The organism is Streptomyces sp. NPDC087906, from assembly GCF_055584925.1.
Genome location: NZ_JBVJLC010000001.1, coordinates 166,642 through 182,843 on the forward strand (window position 1 = coordinate 166,642; position 16,202 = coordinate 182,843).

Consider the following 16,202-nt stretch of genomic DNA (forward strand, 5'->3'; position numbering starts at 1 on the left):
CCCCGGACGGCCCCGTAGGCTGGTGCGGTGATGCAGGACGTCCCCGGGGAGCCGACGATCCGTAACGACGACAAGCAGGACGTGCCAGACGTGCCGGATGTGACGCAGCCCACGACCCCGTCCACGACGCCGTCGCCGGATGCCCCGCCCCGGCCGGAGGCCCGGCTGGAGAAGGCGGTGCGGGCGGCCGAGCAGGCGCTCATCGAGTTCGAGATCGCGCTGGAGACCTTCCGGGTCGAGGTGGAGAACTTCTCCCGGCTGCACCACCAGCGGCTCGGCCCGATGTACTCCAGGCTGGACGAGCTGGACGCGCTGATCGCCGAGGCGAAGGCGAAGCACTCCGGCGACCCGGAGGATCTGCGCAAGGCCCAGGAGGCCCGTGCGATGGTCCAGCCGATGCCCGGCGTCGAGGAGCTGTTCCACGACTGGCTGGACTCCGACGGCCTGTCGCCCGAGGCGGCCGCCATGCTGACCGATCAGCCGGTCCGGCCGCCCAAGCGGGTGCGGCCGAGCGACGAGGCCCGCAAGCTGTACCGCGATCTGGCCCGCAAGGCTCATCCCGACCTTGCGCAGGACGAGCCGGAGCGGGAGCGGCGTGAGGAATTCATCACACGGGTCAACGCGGCGTACGGGCGCGGCGACGAGCCGCTGCTGCGGGAGCTGGCCGAGGAGTGGGCGGCGGGCCCTGCCCCCGCCGAGCCCCGGCTGAGCGAGAGCGACGAGCTGTACGCCCGGCTGGACTGGCTGTCGCAGCGCAAGGAGCTGCTGACGCTGGTCGCCAAGGATCTTGAGGAGGGCGCGATCGGCTCCATGCTGCGGATGGCGCCCGACGACCCCGACCGGCTGCTCGAAGAGATCGCCGAGCAGTTGCTGGCGCAGGTCGCCGAGCGCGAGGCCGAGCTGGCGGCGCTGGTGGGTTAGGTTTTTTGCGGACGTTTTTCCCGTACGAGAGAAGGCACCACCCATGAACTTCGCCCCGCTGCCCTCGGTCGATGTCGCGGCGGTCCCGTCCGACGGTTTCCTGCTGGACGTCCGCGAGGACGACGAATGGGCGGCCGGTCATGCCGAAGGCGCCCTGCACGTCCCGATGAGCGACTTCGTGGCGCGCTTCGGCGAGGTCACCGAGGCGGTCTCGGACGGCCGCAAGGCGTACGTCGTCTGCCGGGTCGGCGGTCGCTCGGCGCAGGTCACCCAGTATCTGGTCCAGCAGGGTGTGGACGCGGTGAACGTGGACGGCGGAATGCTCGCCTGGGACGGCGCGGGACGCCCGATGGTGACGGACGACGGCAGCCCGGCGTTCGTGCTCTGAGCGCCCGTCAGGGGCCCCCAGGACACGAACGACGGCCCGGGGGCCGGTCGTTGGGACAGCGCGCGGCCCGCGTGCCGCCCGCGCCGGACGTCGCGGGCCGGACACCGGCCGCTGCCGGGATCGGTCCGACAACGAGGCCGGTTGCCGTGCCGTGCGGCACGGGCTTGCGACGCACGGCCGGACAGCCCTAGCGGTCGAAGTCCAGCTCCACCTCGGCGGTCGCCGGGTGGGACTGGCAGGCCAGTACGTAGCCCGCGTCCGTCTCCTCCGGCTCCAGCGCGAAGTTGCGGTCCATCCTGACCTCGCCCGAGACCAGGAACGCCCGGCAGGTGCCGCAGACGCCGCCCTTGCAGGCGTACGGGGCGTCGGCGCGGCTGCGGAGCACCGTCTCCAGCAGGGATTCGCCTTCCCTGACCGGCCAGTTGCCCGAGCGGCCGTCGAGCGTCGCGGTGAGCGTGCTGCCCTCGGGCGCCCGCGCCGCCGCTGTCGAGGGGGAGTCGGCGATCGCGGTGCCGCCGGCCGTCTCCTCGTCGACGTGGAAGATCTCCTGATGGATCAGGCTCCGGGGGACGCCGAGCCCGCGCAGCGCGCGGTCCGCGCCGGCGACCAGGCCGAGCGGTCCGCACAGGAACCAGCCGTCCACGTCGGCCACCGGCAGCAGCGCGGGCAGCAGTCCGGCCAGCCGCTCCTGGTCGAGCCGTCCCGAAGGCAGCCCGGTCTGCTGCTCCTCGCGTGAGACGACGGTGACCAGTTGGAAGCGGTCGGGGTAGCGGTCCTTGAGGTCGGCGACCTCCTCCAGGAACATCGTCGACGCCACGGACCGGTCGGCGCGTACCAGGCAGAACCGGGCGGCGGGCTCCCGCGCCAGCAGCGTGGCCGCGATCGACAGGACCGGGGTGATGCCGCTGCCGCCGACGACGGCGGCGAAATGCCCCGCGCGCGGCTCCAGGACGAACCGGCCGGTCGGCTCCATGACGTCGACCGTGTCGCCCGCGGTCAGTTCCTTGAAGGCGTACGTCGAGAACTCGCCGCCGTCGACCAGCCGGATCCCCACCCGCAGCAGGGGCTCGGCCCCCGCGGGCGCGCAGATCGAGTACGTACGCCGGATCTCCGCGCCCTCCACCGTCCTGCGCAGGGCGACATGCTGGCCCGGGGTGTGCCGGAACGTCTCGCGCAGCGCGGGCGGTACGGCGAAGGTCACGGCCACCGCGTCGTCGGTGAGCCGCTCGACCTCGCTGACCCGGAGCGGATGGAACATCTACAACTCCTTGAAGTGGTCGAACGGTTCACGGCAGGCCGCGCAGCGGCGCAGCGCCTTGCACGCGGTGGAGGAGAACCTGCTGAGCAGTTCCGTGTCGGTCGAGCCGCAGTGCGGGCAGCGGATGGCCAGCGAGAGCGGCACGGGGCCTGCCGCGCCCTGCGGGCGGGGCGGCGCGATGCCGGACTCGGCGAGTTTGCGGCGGCCTTCGGCGCTGATGTCGTCCGTCGACCAGGGCGGGGAGAGCACCGTGACGACGGCGACCTCCGGCATCCCGCGCGCGTGCAGCACCTGCTCGATGTCCGCGGACATCGTCTCGATCGCCGGGCAGCCGGTGTACGTCGGGGTCAGCTCGACCCGGACGGAGCCCGGTCCGCTGACCCGCACGGCGCGCAGGACGCCCAGCTCCTCCAGCGTGACGACGGGCAGTTCGGGGTCGGGTACGGCACCGGCGAGCCGGCGCAGCTCGGCCTCCAGCGCCGTCGGGGCGGTCGGGGCGGTCGCCGACGCCGTAGCCGCGGGGGGATTCACCATGACGCCCCCGGGTGGCTGCGGTGCAGATGCTGCATCTCGGCGAGCATCCGGCCGAACGGCTCGGTGTGCAGCCCCTGCCGCCCGGCGCCCGCCGTCCACGCCCCGGAGTCGGGTCCCTCCGGTACGGACAGGGTGGCCCGCTTCAGGACGTCCGTGACGGACTCGGTCCAACCGGCCCGCAGGGCGCTCCAGTCGACGTCGAGCGTTTCGAGTCCGGCCGCCGGGCGGAACATCTCCCCGGTGAAGCGCCAGAGCGCTGCCAGGCCGCGCGTCATCCGCTCGTGGCTCTCCGCCGTGCCGTCGCCGAGCCGCAGCGTCCACTGCTCGGCATGGTCCCGGTGGTAGGTGACCTCTTTGACGGCCTTCGCGGCGAGCGGGGCCAACTCGCCGTCCCCGGCGGCCAGCTCCCCGTACAGCAGGAGCTGGTAGGTGGAGAAGTAGAGCTGGCGGGCGATGGTGTGCGCGAAGTCGCCGTTCGGCTGCTCGACCAACTGGAGGTTGCGGAAGGCGCGTTCCTCCCTGAGGTAGGCCAGCTCGTCCTCGTCGCCGACGAGGGAGAGCAGTATCCGGGCCTGGCCCAGCAGGTCGAGCGCGATGTTGGCGAGCGCCACGTCCTCCTCCAGCACCGGGGCGTGGCCCGCCCACTCCCCCAGCCGGTGCGAGAGCACCAGCGCGTCGTCGCCGAGGGCGAGGGCCGCGCTCACAGGTGCTTCACCCCGTCCGGGATCTCGTAGAAGGTCGGATGCCGGTACACCTTGTCGGCGGCCGGGGCGAAGAACGGATCCTTCTCGTCGGGCGACGACGCCTCGATCGCGCTGGACGGCACGACCCAGATCGAGACGCCCTCGCTGCGCCGGGTGTACAGGTCCCGGGCGTTGCGCAGGGCCATCTCGGCGTCCGGGGCGTGCAGGCTGCCCGCGTGGGTGTGCGAGAGGCCGCGCCGGGAGCGTACGAAGACCTCCCACAGGGGCCAGTCGGTCGAGCCGCTCATGCCGCTGCCTCTCCGCCGTGCGCCCGGGGTCCCGTGTGCTTCGCCGCGTAGGCAGCGGCGGCGTCCCGGACCCAGGCGCCCTCGTCGTGCGCCTGCCGGCGCTGGGTGAGCCGCTGCTCGTTGCAGGGGCCGTTGCCCTTCAGGACCTGCTGGAACTCCGTCCAGTCGATCGCCCCGAAGTCGTGCTTGCCCCGCTCCTCGTTCCAGCGCAGGTCAGGGTCGGGGAGGGTGAGACCGAGGGACTCGGCCTGCGGGACCGCTATGTCCACGAACCGCTGGCGCAGCTCGTCGTTGGAATGCCGCTTGATGCGCCAGGCCATGGACTGCGCCGAGTGCGCCGACGCGTCGTCGGGCGGGCCGAACATCATCAGCGACGGCCACCACCAGCGGTCCACCGCGTCCTGCGCCATCGCGTGCTGGGCGGGGGTGCCCTTGCTCAGGGCCAGCAGCAGCTCGTAGCCCTGGCGCTGGTGGAAGGACTCCTCCTTGCAGATCCGGACCATCGCGCGTGCGTAAGGCCCGTAGGAGCAGCGGCAGAGCGGGACCTGATTGGTGATCGCGGCGCCGTCCACCAGCCAGCCGATCGCGCCGACGTCCGCCCAGGTCAGCGTCGGATAGTTGAAGATCGACGAGTATTTCTGGCGGCCGGAGTGCAGCTTGTCCAGCAGCTCGTCGCGGCTCGTGCCGAGCGTCTCCGCCGCGCTGTAGAGGTAGAGGCCGTGTCCCGCCTCGTCCTGGACCTTGGCCATCAGGATCGCCTTGCGGCGCAGCGAGGGCGCGCGGGTGATCCAGTTGGCCTCCGGCTGCATGCCGATGATCTCCGAATGGGCGTGCTGCGCCATCTGGCGGACCAGCGAGGCCCGGTACGCGTCCGGCATCCAGTCGCGCGGCTCGATGCGCTCCTCGGCGGCCACGGCCGCGTCGAACGCGGCCTCGAACGCCTCCGCCACTCCCGCCGCCGTTTCCGGCGCGGCCTCTGCCGTCATCAGGACTCCTACCGACCGATCGTTCGGTTCATGGACTTCAATGGTGGGTCGGCGGCCCGTAGGGTGTCAACCCTTGGACGGCTCGCGGGGGGCGCGACGGCGATCGGGGCGGGATGGTTTCGTACGACGACGAGGGTGCGCGGGACGCGCCGCCCCCGCCAGGCCCTGGCATAGCGGGGCTCTCCTTCCCCTTCCAGGTGGCCGCCGCCGTCGCGCTCGCCGTCGTGGGACTGCTCGGCTGCGCGCATCTGGCCATGGTGTTCCTGTACGTCGCCCCCTCGAACACGGTCACCAAGGAGCACGGCAAGGCCGTCGCCGAGTGGGTCAATCCCGAGTTCGAGCAGAACTGGAAGCTGTTCGCCCCCAACCCCCTCCAGCAGAACATCCACGTCCAGGCGCGCGCCGAGGTCGAGACCGCGGCGGGGGAGCGCACGCTCAGCCGCTGGATCGACCTCTCGGCCGAGGACGGCGCCGCGATACGCGGCAATCCGCTGCCCAGCCATGTCGACCAGAACGAGCTGCGCCGCGCCTGGGACTTCTACACCGGCTCGCACGACGACAAGGACCGCCCGGTCGGCACGCGCGGCCAGCTCTCCGAGGGCTACGTCCGGCGCATCGTGATGCTGCGGCTGGCCGGACACGACCTGGGCGGGACCGTGGCCCGCGTCCAGCTCAGGTCGGCCACCAGCACCGTGGCCGCCCCGCCGTGGAGCGACGAGAAGATCGACACCCGGCCCGTCCTGCACACCTACTCCTGGTGGACGGTGAACTCCGCCGACCTGCCGGCCGGCGCCGGTACGGCTGCCAGTGCGGACGGCAGTACGGGCGCCGGTACGAGGGCGGCGCGGTGAACGCGGCGCGCGCGGTCCAGCGGATCACCGGCGCCGCCCTCGGCCCGTACCAGAGCGCGGTCGTCCGGATCGGCTTCGCCGCCACCTGGCTGGCCTTCCTGCTGCGCGAGCTGCCGCACCGCCGCGAGCTGTACGGACCCGGCGGGCCGTGGAGCTGGGACATGGCGAGCCAGCTCATCGCGGGCAACGGCGCCTTCAGCGCGCTCATGTGGTCGCGGAGCACGGCGTGGTTCGAGATCGTCTACGCCGTCGCCGTCGTGTCGGGACTGCTGCTGATGCTCGGCTGGCGCACCCGCGCCATGTCCGTGGTGTTCATGCTCGGCGTGCTGTCGCTGCAGAACCGCAGCGTCTTCGCCGGGGACGGCGGCGACAACGTGATCCACGTGATCGCGATCTACCTCGTCTTCACCCGCTGCGGCCAGGTCTGGTCGCTGGACGCCCGGCGCGCGGCGCGTGCCGCGCGTGCCGCTGGGGAGCGGGGCAGCGAGCCAGGCATGGAGCAGGGCAGGGACCGGGCGGGGCCCGTGCTGTGGGCGGTCCTCGGGGCCGTCCTGATCGGCGCCACGCTGCTGGGCAAGGTCCAGGGGGAGAGCTGGCTGCGGGTCCTGCTCTGGGGGCTGTGGGGCATGGCCGCGCTGTGGTGGGCGCTGAACCGCTACGCGCCCGGCGGCCAGCCGCGCGCCCTGCTGGACGTCCTCGCCAACATCCTCCACAACACGGCCCTCGCCGTGATCATGGGCCAGGTCTGCCTCGTCTACGCCACGGCCGGCTGGTACAAGATCCAGGGCTCCCGCTGGGGCGACGGCACGGCCCTGTACTACCCGCTGAAGCTCGACTACTTCACGCCCTGGCCCGCCCTCTCCGACCTGCTCGCCGCCAACGGCACGATGGTGATGCTGCTGAGCTACGGCACCGTCATCGTCCAGGTCGCCTTCCCGTTCACGCTGTTCAACCGGCGCGTCAAGAACGTGCTGCTGGTCGCGATGATGCTGGAGCACGCGGGCATCGCCGTCCTGCTGGGGCTGCCGTTCTTCTCCTTCGCGATGATCGCCGCCGACGCAGTGTTCCTGCCGACGGGCTTCCTGCGCAGGCTCGGCGGCTGGGCGGAGACCGGCCGCGGCCGGCTGCTCACCCGGGGCCGGGCCGTACTGCCCGGTCAGCGCGGCGGCAGCGAAGAGCAGCCCCGCACGCTCGCCGACGAGCGGCCCGTAGGCTGAGGCGATGAACGACGCTGACGCCGCCGCCCGCGCCGTACGGCAGTGGCGGGAGGCCGGCCCCGAACTGGTGGTGCTCGACGGCTTCCACGCGCTGAAGCACGCGCTGCGCTTCGGCGCCGACGTACGGTCCGCCGTCACCAGCGACAAGGCGGCGGCCCTGGCGCTGGCCGCCGAACTCGCCGACGACCTGACCGAGGCGATCGGCGACCGGCTCGTGGAGGTGCCGGCCCAGGTCCTGAAGGAGCTGGTGCCCCGGGTCCACGCCACCCGGATCGCCGCCCTGGCGGTCAGGCGCGAGCGGCGCGTCAATCTGGCGAAGCTGGCCGCGCTGCCCCGCCCGTCCCCCGTGGTCGTCCTGGACAATCCGCGCAATCTGGGGAACGTCGGCGCCGTGGTCCGGCTCGCGGCCGGTTTCGGGGCGACCGGGGTGGTCACCACCGGCGATCTGGACCCCTGGCACGCCAACGCCGTACGGGCGGGCGCGGGGCTGCACTTCGCCACCGCCGTCGAACAACTGCCCCTCGACGACTTCCCTCCGGGCCCGCTGTACGCGCTCGACCCGGAGGGGGCCGACATCAGGTCCATGACCCTCCCGGACGGCGCCCTGCTCGCCTTCGGCTCCGAGCGGCACGGGCTCTCGGCCGAGGTGCGGAGCAGGGCGGCCGGACTGCTGTCGCTGCCGATGCGACCGCAGGTGTCCAGCTACAACCTCGCGACCAGCGTGGCCATGACGCTGTTCCACTGGACGGGCCCCAAGGTCTGAGCCGCGGCCGCCGTCAGGCCTGGCGGCGCACCTCCACCACCCGGAAGCGGTTCGCCACGAACGCCGCGTCGCACAGCGCCGCGTTGGCCGCGGGGTTGCCGCCCGAGCCGTGGAAGTCCGAGAAGGCCGCCGTCTGGTTCACATAGACCCCGCTGGTGAGATTGAGCGAGAGCTGTGCGCGCTCCTCCAGGCAGACGTCCTCGATCGCCCGCTCGACCTCCTCCGACGTCGTGTACGCGCCGACGGTCATCGCGCCCCGGTCGCGGACCGTGCGCCGCAGCAGCTCCACCGCGTCGTCCGTGGAGTCCACGGCGACGGCGAACGACACCGGGCCGAAGCACTCGGCGAGATACGGGACGTCCTCCTCGCTCTCCCACACCTTGCGCGCGCCGTCGCTCTTCACGATCACCGGCGTACGGACCACGGCCTCGGGGAAGTCCGGATGGGCGATCTCGCGGGACGCAAGCGCCACCTCGCCGAGACCGGCCGCCGCTTCCAGCCGGGCCTTCACGTCGGGGTTGACCAGGGCGCCCAGCAGGGCGTTGGCCCGCGCGTCGTCGCCGAGCAGCCCGCCGACCGCGGCGGCGATGTCGGCCACCACCTCGTCGTACGACTTCTCGCCCGCGTCCGTCGTGATCCCGTCGCGCGGGACGAGCAGATTCTGCGGGGTGGTGCACATCTGGCCGCTGTAGAGCGACAGCGAGAAGGCGAGATTGGCGAGCATGCCCCGGTAGTCGTCGGTCGAATCGATGACGACGGTGTTGACGCCCGCCTTCTCCGTGTAGACCTGCGCCTGCCGGGCGTGGGTCTCCAGCCAGTCGCCGAAGGCCGTCGAGCCCGTGTAGTCGATGATCCGGATCTCGGGGCGCACGGCGAGCGTCTTGGCGATGCCCTCGCCGGGCCGCTCCACGGCGAGCGCCACCAGATTCGGGTCGAAACCGGCCTCGGCGAGCACCTCGCGGGCCACCCGGACGGTGAGCGCGAGGGGCAGCACGGCCCGCGGGTGCGGCTTGACCAGGACCGGGTTGCCGGTGGCCAGGGAGGCGAACAGGCCCGGGTAGCTGTTCCACGTCGGGAACGTGTTGCAGCCGATCAGCAGGGCGATACCGCGCGGGACGGCCGTGAAGGACTTCCGCAGCTCCAGCGGGCCGCGCTTGCCCTGCGGCTTGGACCAGTCGGCCACGGCGGGCGTGCGGGTCTGCTCCTGGTACGCGTACGCCACGGCCTCCATGCCGCGGTCCTGCGCGTGCGGTCCGCCGGCCTGGAACGCCATCATGAACGCCTGGCCGCTGGTGTGCATGACCGCCTGCGCGAACTCATGCGTCCTGGCGCTGATCCGCGCCAGGATCTCCAGGCAGACCAGCGCGCGGGTCTCGGGCCCCGCCTGCCGCCAGGCGGCGCCGCCCGCGCGCATCGTGGGCAGCAGCACGTCGATGTCGGCATGCGGATACTCGATGCCGAGCGCGGGCCCGTACGGCGAGATCTCGCCACCCGCCCAGCCGTCGGTGCCCGGCTGGTCCAGCTCGAAGCGGGTGTCGCGCAGCGCGTCGAAGGCGGCGAGCCCGTCGGCGGGGGCGCTCTCGCCGTACGCCTTCGGGTGCTCGGGATGGGGGGACCAGTAGGCGCGGCTGCGGATCGCTTCCAGCGCCTGGTCGAGCGTGGGCCGGTGGGCCTCGGCGAGCTTCTGGGGGGTGAGCTGAGCGGCCATGACGGACCAACTCCTCATCGAGCTGGGGCAGGGACACGTGCAGGGACACGATCGGAAGGACAGAGTTAGAGTAACCGAACGATCGGTCGGTGCCAGGGGGCCCGCAGAATCTGTGGACAACTCACCTGTGGATCAGGCATGCGAGAGGATCGCGACCATGACAGCTATCGAGACCTCGCGGACCGTCGCGGTCGTCGGGGCGGGCACCATGGGCCAGGGCATAGCCCAGGTGGCACTGGTGGCGGGCCATCCCGTACGGCTCCACGACACCGCCCCGGGCCGCGCCGAGCAGGCGGCGGCCGCCATCGTGGGCCGCCTCGACCGGCTCGTCGACAAGGGCAGGCTCAGCGCGCGGGAGCGTGACGCGGCGCGGGACCGGCTGCGGCCGGCCGCCGACATCGCCGAGCTGGCCGGCGCGGCGCTCGTCGTGGAGGCCGTCGTGGAACACCTCCCGGCCAAACAGGAGCTGTTCGCGGCCCTGGAAGCCGTCGTCCCCGACGACTGCCTCCTCGCCACCAACACCTCGTCCCTGTCCGTCACGGCCGTCGCCGGCGCGCTGCGCCTGCCGGGGCGGCTGGTGGGACTGCACTTCTTCAACCCCGCCCCGCTGCTCCCCCTGGTCGAGGTCGTCAGCGGCTTCGCGACGGACGAGGCGGCGGCGGACAGCGCGTACGCGACAGCGGCCGCGTGGGGCAAGACACCGGTGCGCTGCGCCGACACCCCCGGCTTCATCGTCAACAGGATCGCCCGGCCCTTCTACGCCGAGGCGTTCCGGCTCTACGAGGAGCGCGCGGCCGACCCCGCCACCATCGACGCGGTGCTGCGCGAGGGCGCGGGCTTCCGGATGGGGCCGTTCGAGCTGACCGACCTGATCGGCCAGGACGTCAACGAGGCCGTGACGCGCAGCGTGTGGGACTCCTTCTTCCACGACCCGAAGTTCACGCCCTCGCTCGCCCAGCGCCGGCTCGTCGAGTCGGGCAGGCTCGGCCGCAAGACGGGCCACGGCTGGTACCCGTACGGCGAAGGCGCCCCGGCCCCCGCACCGCACACGGCCGAGCCCTGCGACCCCCCGGCGGCCGTCGGGATCCGGGGCGATCTCGGACCCGCCGCCGCGCTGCCCGCGATGATCGCGGAAGCCGGGATCAAGGTCAGTGACGACGAGCGGGAGTACGGGCCGGACAGCCTGATCGTGCTGCCCGGCGGCACGTATCTCGGCCTGGCCTCGGGGGCCTCCGCCTCGGACGGCGTCGACGGGACGTACATCCACTTCGACCTCGCCCTCGACTACCGCTCCTGCGCACGGGTGGCGCTCGCCCCGGGCGCGGGCGCCGATCCGGCGGACCTGCGGGCCGCCGTCGGGCTGTTCCAGCGGCTCGGCAAGAAGGTGAGCGTCATCGAGGACGTCCCCGGCATGATCGTCGCCCGTACGGTCGCCATGCTGATCGACTTCGCCGCAGACGCCGAGGGGCGCGCGGTGGCGAGCGCGGCGGACATCGACACCGCCATGAAGCTCGGCGTCAACTATCCGGGCGGTCCCGGGGAGTGGTCCGAGCGGCTCGGCGCGCACTGGGCGCAGGATTTCCTCACCGAACTCGCGCAGATGTATCCGGGGGGCCGCTACAGCCCGTCCCGGGCCCTGGTCAGGCGCGGCGGGAACCGGCGGCAGGGCGGTGAAGGCTCATGACCACCGCGCGGCGCGACACCTACACGCCGGAGACCCTGCTGACGGTCGCCGTGCGGGTCTTCAACGAGCGTGGCTACGACGGCACCTCGATGGAGCATCTCTCCAAGGCGGCCGGGATCTCCAAGTCGTCGATCTACCACCATGTGGTCGGCAAGGAGGAGCTGCTGCGGCGGGCGGTGAGCCGCGCCCTGGACGGCCTGTTCGGGATCCTGGACGACGAGGGGGCGACGAAGGGGCGGGCGGTGGCGCGCGTCGAGTACGTCACGCGCCGCATGGTCGAGGTGCTGATCGCGGAGCTGCCGTACGTGACGCTGCTGCTGCGGGTGCGGGGCAACACCGAGACCGAACGCTGGGCCATGGAGCGGCGGCGCGAGTTCGACCAGCGGGTGGCCGGGCTGCTGAAGGCGGCGGCCGCCGAGGGCGATCTCCGCGACGACCTGGACAGCAGGCTGGCGACGCGGCTGCTGTTCGGCATGGTCAACTCGCTGGTGGAGTGGTACCGGCCGCACGCGCCGGGCGGCTACGAGGGCCGGCAGGTCGCCGACACGGTCGTCCGGCTGGCCTTCGACGGCCTGCGCAAGCCATAAGAGGCTCCCGCGCGAGCCGTAAGGCTCCCGTGCGAGCCCTGACTGCTCAGAACGCGGGACCCGGGTCCAGGTCCGTCTCCTCGAAGACCAGCAGCGTGCGGGTCGAGAGCACTTCCGGCATGGACTGGAGCCGGGTCAGGACCAGCTCGCGCAGGGTCCTGTTGTCCGGGGTGTGCACCAGCAGCAGGACGTCGAAGTCCCCGCTGACCAGCGCGATGTGCGCGGCGCCCGGCAGCTCCTGGAGCTGTTCGCGCACCGTGCGCCAGGAATTCTGGACGATCTTCAGGGTGATGTAGGCCGAGGCGCCCTGACCGGCCCGCTCGTGGTTGATCCGGGCGCTGAAGCTGCTGATCACGCCGTCGTCGAGCAGGCGGTTGATCCGGGCGTACGCGTTCGCGCGGGAGACATGGACGCGCTCGGCGACGGACCGTATCGAGGCGCGGCCGTCCGTCTGCAGGATGCGCAGGATGTCGCGGTCGATGTCGTCCAGCGGGCGCGGCGGCTCCGGCGGACGCGGCGGCTCCGGCGCGCGCGGCGGCGCGGGTTCGGTTCGTTCGCCGCGCGCTCCGCCGTCGCCTTCGGCCATTTGTTCAGCCGCCATGTCCCCCTGCCTCTCCGTCGTGGACGCCCTGTGTCCATCCCAAGCTGTGCAGAACCGTTTGTCCACAGGCTGGCGGCCCATGTAGCCAAAATGCGCCCGCGACCGAACAATCGGTAGGTGAGACGTGCCACATCCCGGCACTGCCCTCGCCCACTCCCAAGAGGAGGTGCACGCGTGAAGAAGAGCAGTACGTCGGTCCAGGAACCGCCGGGCGCTGCCGCGTCCCGCCCGCCCACCCCGCCCCCGGCGTGGCAGCCGCGTACGGCCGCCGCGCCGCTGCTGCCGGACGCCGAGCCGTACCGCGTGCTGGGCACGCGGGCCGCAGCAGGCGCCGATCCCGCGCTGCTGCTGCGCCTCTACGCCGAGCTGGTGCGCGGCCGCAGGTTCAACGCGCAGGCCACAGCCCTGACCAAGCAGGGCAGGCTCGCCGTCTACCCGTCGAGCACCGGCCAGGAGGCGTGCGAGATCGCAGCCGCGCAGGTCCTGCGGGAGCAGGACTGGCTCTTCCCCAGCTACCGCGACTCGCTGGCGGCGGTGGCGCGCGGCATCGACCCCGTCGAGGTGCTCTCGCTGCTGCGCGGCGACCGGCACACCGGCTACGACCCGTACGAGCACCGCGTCGCCCCGCTGTCGACGCCGCTCGCCACCCAGCTCCCGCATGCCGTGGGCCTCGCGCACGCCGCCCGCCTCAAGGGGGACGACGTGGTCGCGCTCGCCCTCGTCGGCGACGGCGGGACCAGCGAGGGCGACTTCCACGAGGCGCTGAACTTCGCCGCCGTGTGGCAGGCGCCGGTGGTCTTCCTCGTCCAGAACAACGGCTTCGCGATCTCCGTACCGCTCGCCAAGCAGACCGCGGCGCCCTCCCTGGCCCACAAGGCCGTCGGGTACGGCATGCCGGGCAGGCTGGTCGACGGGAACGACGTACTGGCGGTGCACACGGTGCTCGGCGAGGCCGTGGACCGCGCCAGGCGCGGCGGCGGACCGACCCTGGTCGAGGCCGTCACGTACCGCATGGAGGCGCACACGAACGCCGACGACGCGACCCGCTACCGCGACGACAGCGAGGTGGAGGCGTGGCGCGCGCACGATCCGGTCCGGCTGCTCGAACGGGAGCTGAGGGAGCGCGGAGTGCTCGACGACGCAGGCGCGGACCAGGCGGCGCGGGCCGCCGACGAGATGGCGGCGGGGCTGCGTGAGCGGATGAACGCCGACCCGGTGCTGGACCCGATGGACCTCTTCGCGCATGTCTACGCCGAGCAGACCAGCCAGCTACGCGAGCAGGCCGAGATGCTCCGCGCCGAGCTGGACGCCGCGGGTGAGCCGCGATGACCACGGCAGCGGTGAAACCGGCGCTGAAGCCCGCCACGATGGCGCTGGCGCTCCAGCGCGCCCTGCGGGACGCCATGGCCGACGACCCGTCCGTGCATGTCCTCGGTGAGGACGTGGGCACGCTCGGCGGGGTCTTCCGCATCACCGACGGCCTCGCGGCCGAGTTCGGCGACGACCGCTGCACCGACACCCCGCTCGCCGAGGCGGGCATCCTCGGGACGGCCGTCGGGATGGCGATGTACGGGCTGCGGCCCGTCGTGGAGATGCAGTTCGACGCCTTCGCCTATCCGTCGTTCGAGCAGCTCATCAGCCATGTGGCGAAGATGCGCAACCGCACCAGGGGCGCGATGCCCCTGCCGATCACGGTGCGGGTGCCGTACGGCGGCGGGATCGGCGGCGTCGAGCACCACAGCGACTCGTCAGAGGCGTACTACATGGCGACTCCGGGGCTCCATGTCGTGACGCCCGCGACGGTCGACGACGCGTACGGCCTGCTGCGCGCGGCCATCGCCTCCGACGATCCGGTGGTCTTCCTGGAGCCGAAGCGGCTCTACTGGTCGAAGGCGTCCTGGTCGCCGGACGAGCCGCCGGCGGTCGAGCCGATCGGCCGGGCCGTCGTGCGGCGTCCCGGCAGCAGCGCCACGCTCATCACGTACGGGCCCAGCGTCCCGGTCTGTCTGGAGGCCGCCGAGGCGGCGCGTGCCGAGGGCTGGGATCTGGAGGTCGTCGACCTGCGCTCCCTGGTGCCGTTCGACGACGAGACGGTCGCCGAGTCCGTACGGCGTACGGGCCGGGCGGTCGTCGTGCACGAATCCAACGGATTCGGCGGGCCCGGCGGTGAGATCGCCGCCAGGGTCACCGAGCGCTGCTTCCACCATCTGGAGGCGCCGGTGCTGCGGGTGGCGGGGTTCGACATCCCGTATCCGCCGCCGATGCTGGAGAAACACCATCTGCCGGGCGTCGACCGGGTGCTGGACGCGGTCGCGCGGCTCCAGTGGGAGGCGGAGAGCTGATGCCCCAGGTGCTCGAATTCAAGCTGCCCGACCTCGGCGAGGGACTGACCGAGGCGGAGATCGTGCGCTGGCTGGTGTCGGTGGGCGATGTCGTCGCCGTCGACCAGCCGGTGGTCGAGGTCGAGACGGCCAAGGCGACGGTCGAGGTGCCCTGCCCGTACGGCGGCGTCGTGACGGCGCGGTTCGGCGAGGAGGGCAGCGAACTGCCCGTCGGCGCCGCGCTGATGACGGTGGCGGTGGGGACGCCGGACGGCGCCTCGGCCGAGCCGTCCGACGGCGAGGGCGAGGGCGACGCGTCGGGCAATGTGCTGGTCGGTTACGGCACCGGCGCACCGGCCCCCCGCAGGCGCAGGGTCACCCGCGAGCCGATCGGCGCCGCGAGCCGTGTCATCGCGCACCCCGCACCTGTACCCGCACCCGCGCCCGCGTCCCCGCCCGTCCCCGTGCCCGCTTCTGTGGCCGCAGTGAACGGTACGGCGGTCGGCGCTGCGACCGCGGGCGCCGGTCCTGTCGCGGTCATCTCGCCGCTCGTGCGGCGGCTCGCCCGGCAGAACGGGCTCGATCTGCGGGCGCTGACCGGTTCGGGCCGCGAGGGGCTGATCCTGCGCTCCGACGTCGAGCAGGCGATCGTCCGGGCAGCAGAGGAGCGCGAGGCGCCGCAGCCGGCCGCCCCGGCGGCGGGCCAGGTACGGATCCCGCTGCGCGGGGTGCGCGGCGCGGTCGCCGAGAAGCTCTCCCGCAGCCGGCGGGAGATCCCCGAGGCCACCTGCTGGGTCGACGCCGACGCCACGGAGCTGATGGCGGCCCGTACGGCCATGAACGCGGCCGGCGGACCGAAGGTCTCGCTCCTGGCGCTGCTCGCCCGGATCTGCACGGCGGCGCTGGCGCGGTATCCGGAGCTCAACTCGTCGGTGGACATGGCGGCGGGGGAGATCGTCCGGTGCTCCGAAGTGCATCTCGGCTTCGCCGCGCAGACCGAGCGCGGCCTGGTCGTCCCCGTCGTCCGCGACGCGCACACCCGCTCCACCGAAGCGCTGAGCGCCGAGTTCGGCCGGCTGACCGAGGCAGGCCGGTCGGGCACGCTGACCCCGGCCGACCTCACCGGCGGCACGTTCACGCTGAACAACTACGGGGTGTTCGGGGTCGACGGCTCGACGCCGATCATCAACCACCCGGAGGCCGCGATGCTCGGGGTCGGCCGGATCATCCCCAAACCGTGGGTGCACGGAGGCGAGTTGGCGGTCCGTCAGGTCGTCCAGCTCTCGCTCACCTTCGACCACCGCGTCTGCGACGGCGGCACGGCGGGCGGCTTCCTGCGCTTTGTGGCGGACTGCGTCGAACAGCCGGCGGTGCTGCTGCGCACGCTGTGAC

Annotated in this window: 17 protein-coding genes; 10 read left to right on the forward strand and 7 right to left on the reverse strand. The window is 72.7% G+C overall.

Annotated elements, in window-relative coordinates; all coding sequences use genetic code 11:
• Positions 1 to 30 precede the first annotated feature (30 nt).
• Together ACZ63I_RS00715 and ACZ63I_RS00720 are read left to right on the forward strand one after the other, a co-directional pair.
• Complete coding sequence (locus ACZ63I_RS00715) at positions 31 to 921, forward strand: hypothetical protein (protein WP_469335494.1); 891 nt, start codon at positions 31 to 33, stop codon at positions 919 to 921.
• 43 nt (positions 922 to 964) lie between these two features.
• Complete coding sequence (locus ACZ63I_RS00720; protein WP_469333997.1) at positions 965 to 1,309, forward strand: rhodanese-like domain-containing protein; 345 nt, start codon at positions 965 to 967, stop codon at positions 1,307 to 1,309.
• Positions 1,310 to 1,496: 187 nt separating this feature from the next.
• On the opposite strand, the gene ACZ63I_RS00725 is transcribed toward ACZ63I_RS00720, so the two are convergent.
• Genes ACZ63I_RS00725 through paaA form a run of 5 tightly spaced genes read right to left on the reverse strand, consistent with a single transcriptional unit; the run spans position 1,497 to position 5,078 of the window.
• Complete coding sequence (locus ACZ63I_RS00725) at positions 1,497 to 2,567, reverse strand: 2Fe-2S iron-sulfur cluster-binding protein (protein WP_469333999.1); 1,071 nt, start codon at positions 2,565 to 2,567, stop codon at positions 1,497 to 1,499.
• Positions 2,568 to 3,101 (reverse strand): 1,2-phenylacetyl-CoA epoxidase subunit PaaD, encoded by a 534-nt coding sequence (gene paaD, locus ACZ63I_RS00730; RefSeq protein ID WP_469334001.1) that lies wholly within the window; start codon positions 3,099 to 3,101, stop codon positions 2,568 to 2,570. It lies immediately after the preceding gene.
• Positions 3,095 to 3,805: a 1,2-phenylacetyl-CoA epoxidase subunit PaaC gene (paaC, locus tag ACZ63I_RS00735; protein WP_469334003.1), complete on the reverse strand. Its 711-nt coding sequence runs from the start codon at positions 3,803 to 3,805 to the stop codon at positions 3,095 to 3,097. The genes paaD and paaC overlap by 7 nt, the downstream gene beginning before the upstream one ends.
• Positions 3,802 to 4,092, reverse strand: a complete 291-nt coding sequence (gene paaB / locus ACZ63I_RS00740; RefSeq protein ID WP_469334005.1) for a 1,2-phenylacetyl-CoA epoxidase subunit PaaB — start codon at positions 4,090 to 4,092, stop codon at positions 3,802 to 3,804. The genes paaC and paaB overlap by 4 nt, the downstream gene beginning before the upstream one ends.
• Positions 4,089 to 5,078 carry a 1,2-phenylacetyl-CoA epoxidase subunit PaaA gene (paaA, locus tag ACZ63I_RS00745; RefSeq protein WP_469334007.1) on the reverse strand — a complete coding sequence of 330 codons (990 nt, stop codon included), beginning with the start codon at positions 5,076 to 5,078 and terminating at the stop codon, positions 4,089 to 4,091. Before paaA ends, paaB begins: the two co-directional genes overlap by 4 nt.
• 113 nt (positions 5,079 to 5,191) lie before the next feature.
• Here paaA and ACZ63I_RS00750 point away from each other — a divergent pair, with 113 nt between their 5' ends.
• The 3 genes from ACZ63I_RS00750 to ACZ63I_RS00760 are packed head-to-tail and all read left to right on the forward strand — an operon-like array spanning position 5,192 to position 7,909.
• Positions 5,192 to 5,929, forward strand: a complete 738-nt coding sequence (locus ACZ63I_RS00750; protein ID WP_469334008.1) for a DUF5819 family protein — start codon at positions 5,192 to 5,194, stop codon at positions 5,927 to 5,929.
• Positions 5,926 to 7,146, forward strand: coding sequence for an HTTM domain-containing protein (locus ACZ63I_RS00755; RefSeq protein ID WP_469334010.1), 1,221 nt, complete (start codon positions 5,926 to 5,928; stop codon positions 7,144 to 7,146). The genes ACZ63I_RS00750 and ACZ63I_RS00755 overlap by 4 nt, the downstream gene beginning before the upstream one ends.
• A gap of 4 nt (positions 7,147 to 7,150) precedes the next feature.
• Complete coding sequence (locus tag ACZ63I_RS00760) at positions 7,151 to 7,909, forward strand: TrmH family RNA methyltransferase (protein WP_469334012.1); 759 nt, start codon at positions 7,151 to 7,153, stop codon at positions 7,907 to 7,909.
• Positions 7,910 to 7,922: 13 nt separating this feature from the next.
• Here the strand turns inward: ACZ63I_RS00760 and paaN are convergent, their stop codons facing one another.
• Positions 7,923 to 9,617, reverse strand: a complete 1,695-nt coding sequence (gene paaN, locus ACZ63I_RS00765; RefSeq protein ID WP_469334014.1) for a phenylacetic acid degradation protein PaaN — start codon at positions 9,615 to 9,617, stop codon at positions 7,923 to 7,925.
• Between the two features lie 157 nt (positions 9,618 to 9,774).
• Here paaN and ACZ63I_RS00770 point away from each other — a divergent pair, with 157 nt between their 5' ends.
• Both ACZ63I_RS00770 and ACZ63I_RS00775 read left to right on the forward strand, forming a co-directional pair.
• On the forward strand, positions 9,775 to 11,301 hold the full coding sequence (locus ACZ63I_RS00770) for a 3-hydroxyacyl-CoA dehydrogenase (protein ID WP_469334016.1): 1,527 nt from the start codon (positions 9,775 to 9,777) through the stop codon (positions 11,299 to 11,301).
• Positions 11,298 to 11,888: a TetR/AcrR family transcriptional regulator gene (locus ACZ63I_RS00775; RefSeq protein ID WP_469334018.1), complete on the forward strand. Its 591-nt coding sequence runs from the start codon at positions 11,298 to 11,300 to the stop codon at positions 11,886 to 11,888. The genes ACZ63I_RS00770 and ACZ63I_RS00775 overlap by 4 nt, the downstream gene beginning before the upstream one ends.
• Before the next feature lie 46 nt (positions 11,889 to 11,934).
• On the opposite strand, the gene ACZ63I_RS00780 is transcribed toward ACZ63I_RS00775, so the two are convergent.
• The gene (locus ACZ63I_RS00780; RefSeq protein WP_469334020.1) at positions 11,935 to 12,489 is read right to left on the reverse strand and encodes an Lrp/AsnC family transcriptional regulator; all 555 of its coding nucleotides are present in this window, start codon (positions 12,487 to 12,489) and stop codon (positions 11,935 to 11,937) included.
• A gap of 174 nt (positions 12,490 to 12,663) precedes the next feature.
• Here ACZ63I_RS00780 and pdhA point away from each other — a divergent pair, with 174 nt between their 5' ends.
• The 3 genes from pdhA to ACZ63I_RS00795 are packed head-to-tail and all read left to right on the forward strand — an operon-like array spanning position 12,664 to position 16,201.
• Positions 12,664 to 13,818 (forward strand): pyruvate dehydrogenase (acetyl-transferring) E1 component subunit alpha, encoded by a 1,155-nt coding sequence (gene pdhA, locus ACZ63I_RS00785; RefSeq protein ID WP_469334022.1) that lies wholly within the window; start codon positions 12,664 to 12,666, stop codon positions 13,816 to 13,818.
• Positions 13,815 to 14,831, forward strand: a complete 1,017-nt coding sequence (locus ACZ63I_RS00790; protein ID WP_469334024.1) for an alpha-ketoacid dehydrogenase subunit beta — start codon at positions 13,815 to 13,817, stop codon at positions 14,829 to 14,831. Before pdhA ends, ACZ63I_RS00790 begins: the two co-directional genes overlap by 4 nt.
• The gene (locus ACZ63I_RS00795; protein ID WP_469334025.1) at positions 14,831 to 16,201 is read left to right on the forward strand and encodes a dihydrolipoamide acetyltransferase family protein; all 1,371 of its coding nucleotides are present in this window, start codon (positions 14,831 to 14,833) and stop codon (positions 16,199 to 16,201) included. Before ACZ63I_RS00790 ends, ACZ63I_RS00795 begins: the two co-directional genes overlap by 1 nt.
• Position 16,202 lies beyond the last annotated feature (1 nt).

What these genes read in the sequence shown, in the direction of transcription:
- paaN (WP_469334014.1), bottom strand. Translation starts at nt 9,617, where the DNA reads ATGGCCGCTCAGCTCACCCCCCAGAAGCTCGCCGAGGCCCACCGGCCC.
- ACZ63I_RS00770 (WP_469334016.1), top strand. Translation starts at nt 9,775, where the DNA reads ATGACAGCTATCGAGACCTCGCGGACCGTCGCGGTCGTCGGGGCGGGC.
- ACZ63I_RS00720 (WP_469333997.1), top strand. Translation starts at nt 965, where the DNA reads ATGAACTTCGCCCCGCTGCCCTCGGTCGATGTCGCGGCGGTCCCGTCC.
- ACZ63I_RS00790 (WP_469334024.1), top strand. Translation starts at nt 13,815, where the DNA reads ATGACCACGGCAGCGGTGAAACCGGCGCTGAAGCCCGCCACGATGGCG.
- paaD (WP_469334001.1), bottom strand. Translation starts at nt 3,101, where the DNA reads ATGGTGAATCCCCCCGCGGCTACGGCGTCGGCGACCGCCCCGACCGCC.
- ACZ63I_RS00795 (WP_469334025.1), top strand. Translation starts at nt 14,831, where the DNA reads ATGCCCCAGGTGCTCGAATTCAAGCTGCCCGACCTCGGCGAGGGACTG.
- ACZ63I_RS00715 (WP_469335494.1), top strand. Translation starts at nt 31, where the DNA reads ATGCAGGACGTCCCCGGGGAGCCGACGATCCGTAACGACGACAAGCAG.
- ACZ63I_RS00760 (WP_469334012.1), top strand. Translation starts at nt 7,151, where the DNA reads ATGAACGACGCTGACGCCGCCGCCCGCGCCGTACGGCAGTGGCGGGAG.
- ACZ63I_RS00725 (WP_469333999.1), bottom strand. Translation starts at nt 2,567, where the DNA reads ATGTTCCATCCGCTCCGGGTCAGCGAGGTCGAGCGGCTCACCGACGAC.
- paaB (WP_469334005.1), bottom strand. Translation starts at nt 4,092, where the DNA reads ATGAGCGGCTCGACCGACTGGCCCCTGTGGGAGGTCTTCGTACGCTCC.
- ACZ63I_RS00780 (WP_469334020.1), bottom strand. Translation starts at nt 12,489, where the DNA reads ATGGCGGCTGAACAAATGGCCGAAGGCGACGGCGGAGCGCGCGGCGAA.
- ACZ63I_RS00750 (WP_469334008.1), top strand. Translation starts at nt 5,192, where the DNA reads ATGGTTTCGTACGACGACGAGGGTGCGCGGGACGCGCCGCCCCCGCCA.
- paaA (WP_469334007.1), bottom strand. Translation starts at nt 5,078, where the DNA reads ATGACGGCAGAGGCCGCGCCGGAAACGGCGGCGGGAGTGGCGGAGGCG.
- ACZ63I_RS00775 (WP_469334018.1), top strand. Translation starts at nt 11,298, where the DNA reads ATGACCACCGCGCGGCGCGACACCTACACGCCGGAGACCCTGCTGACG.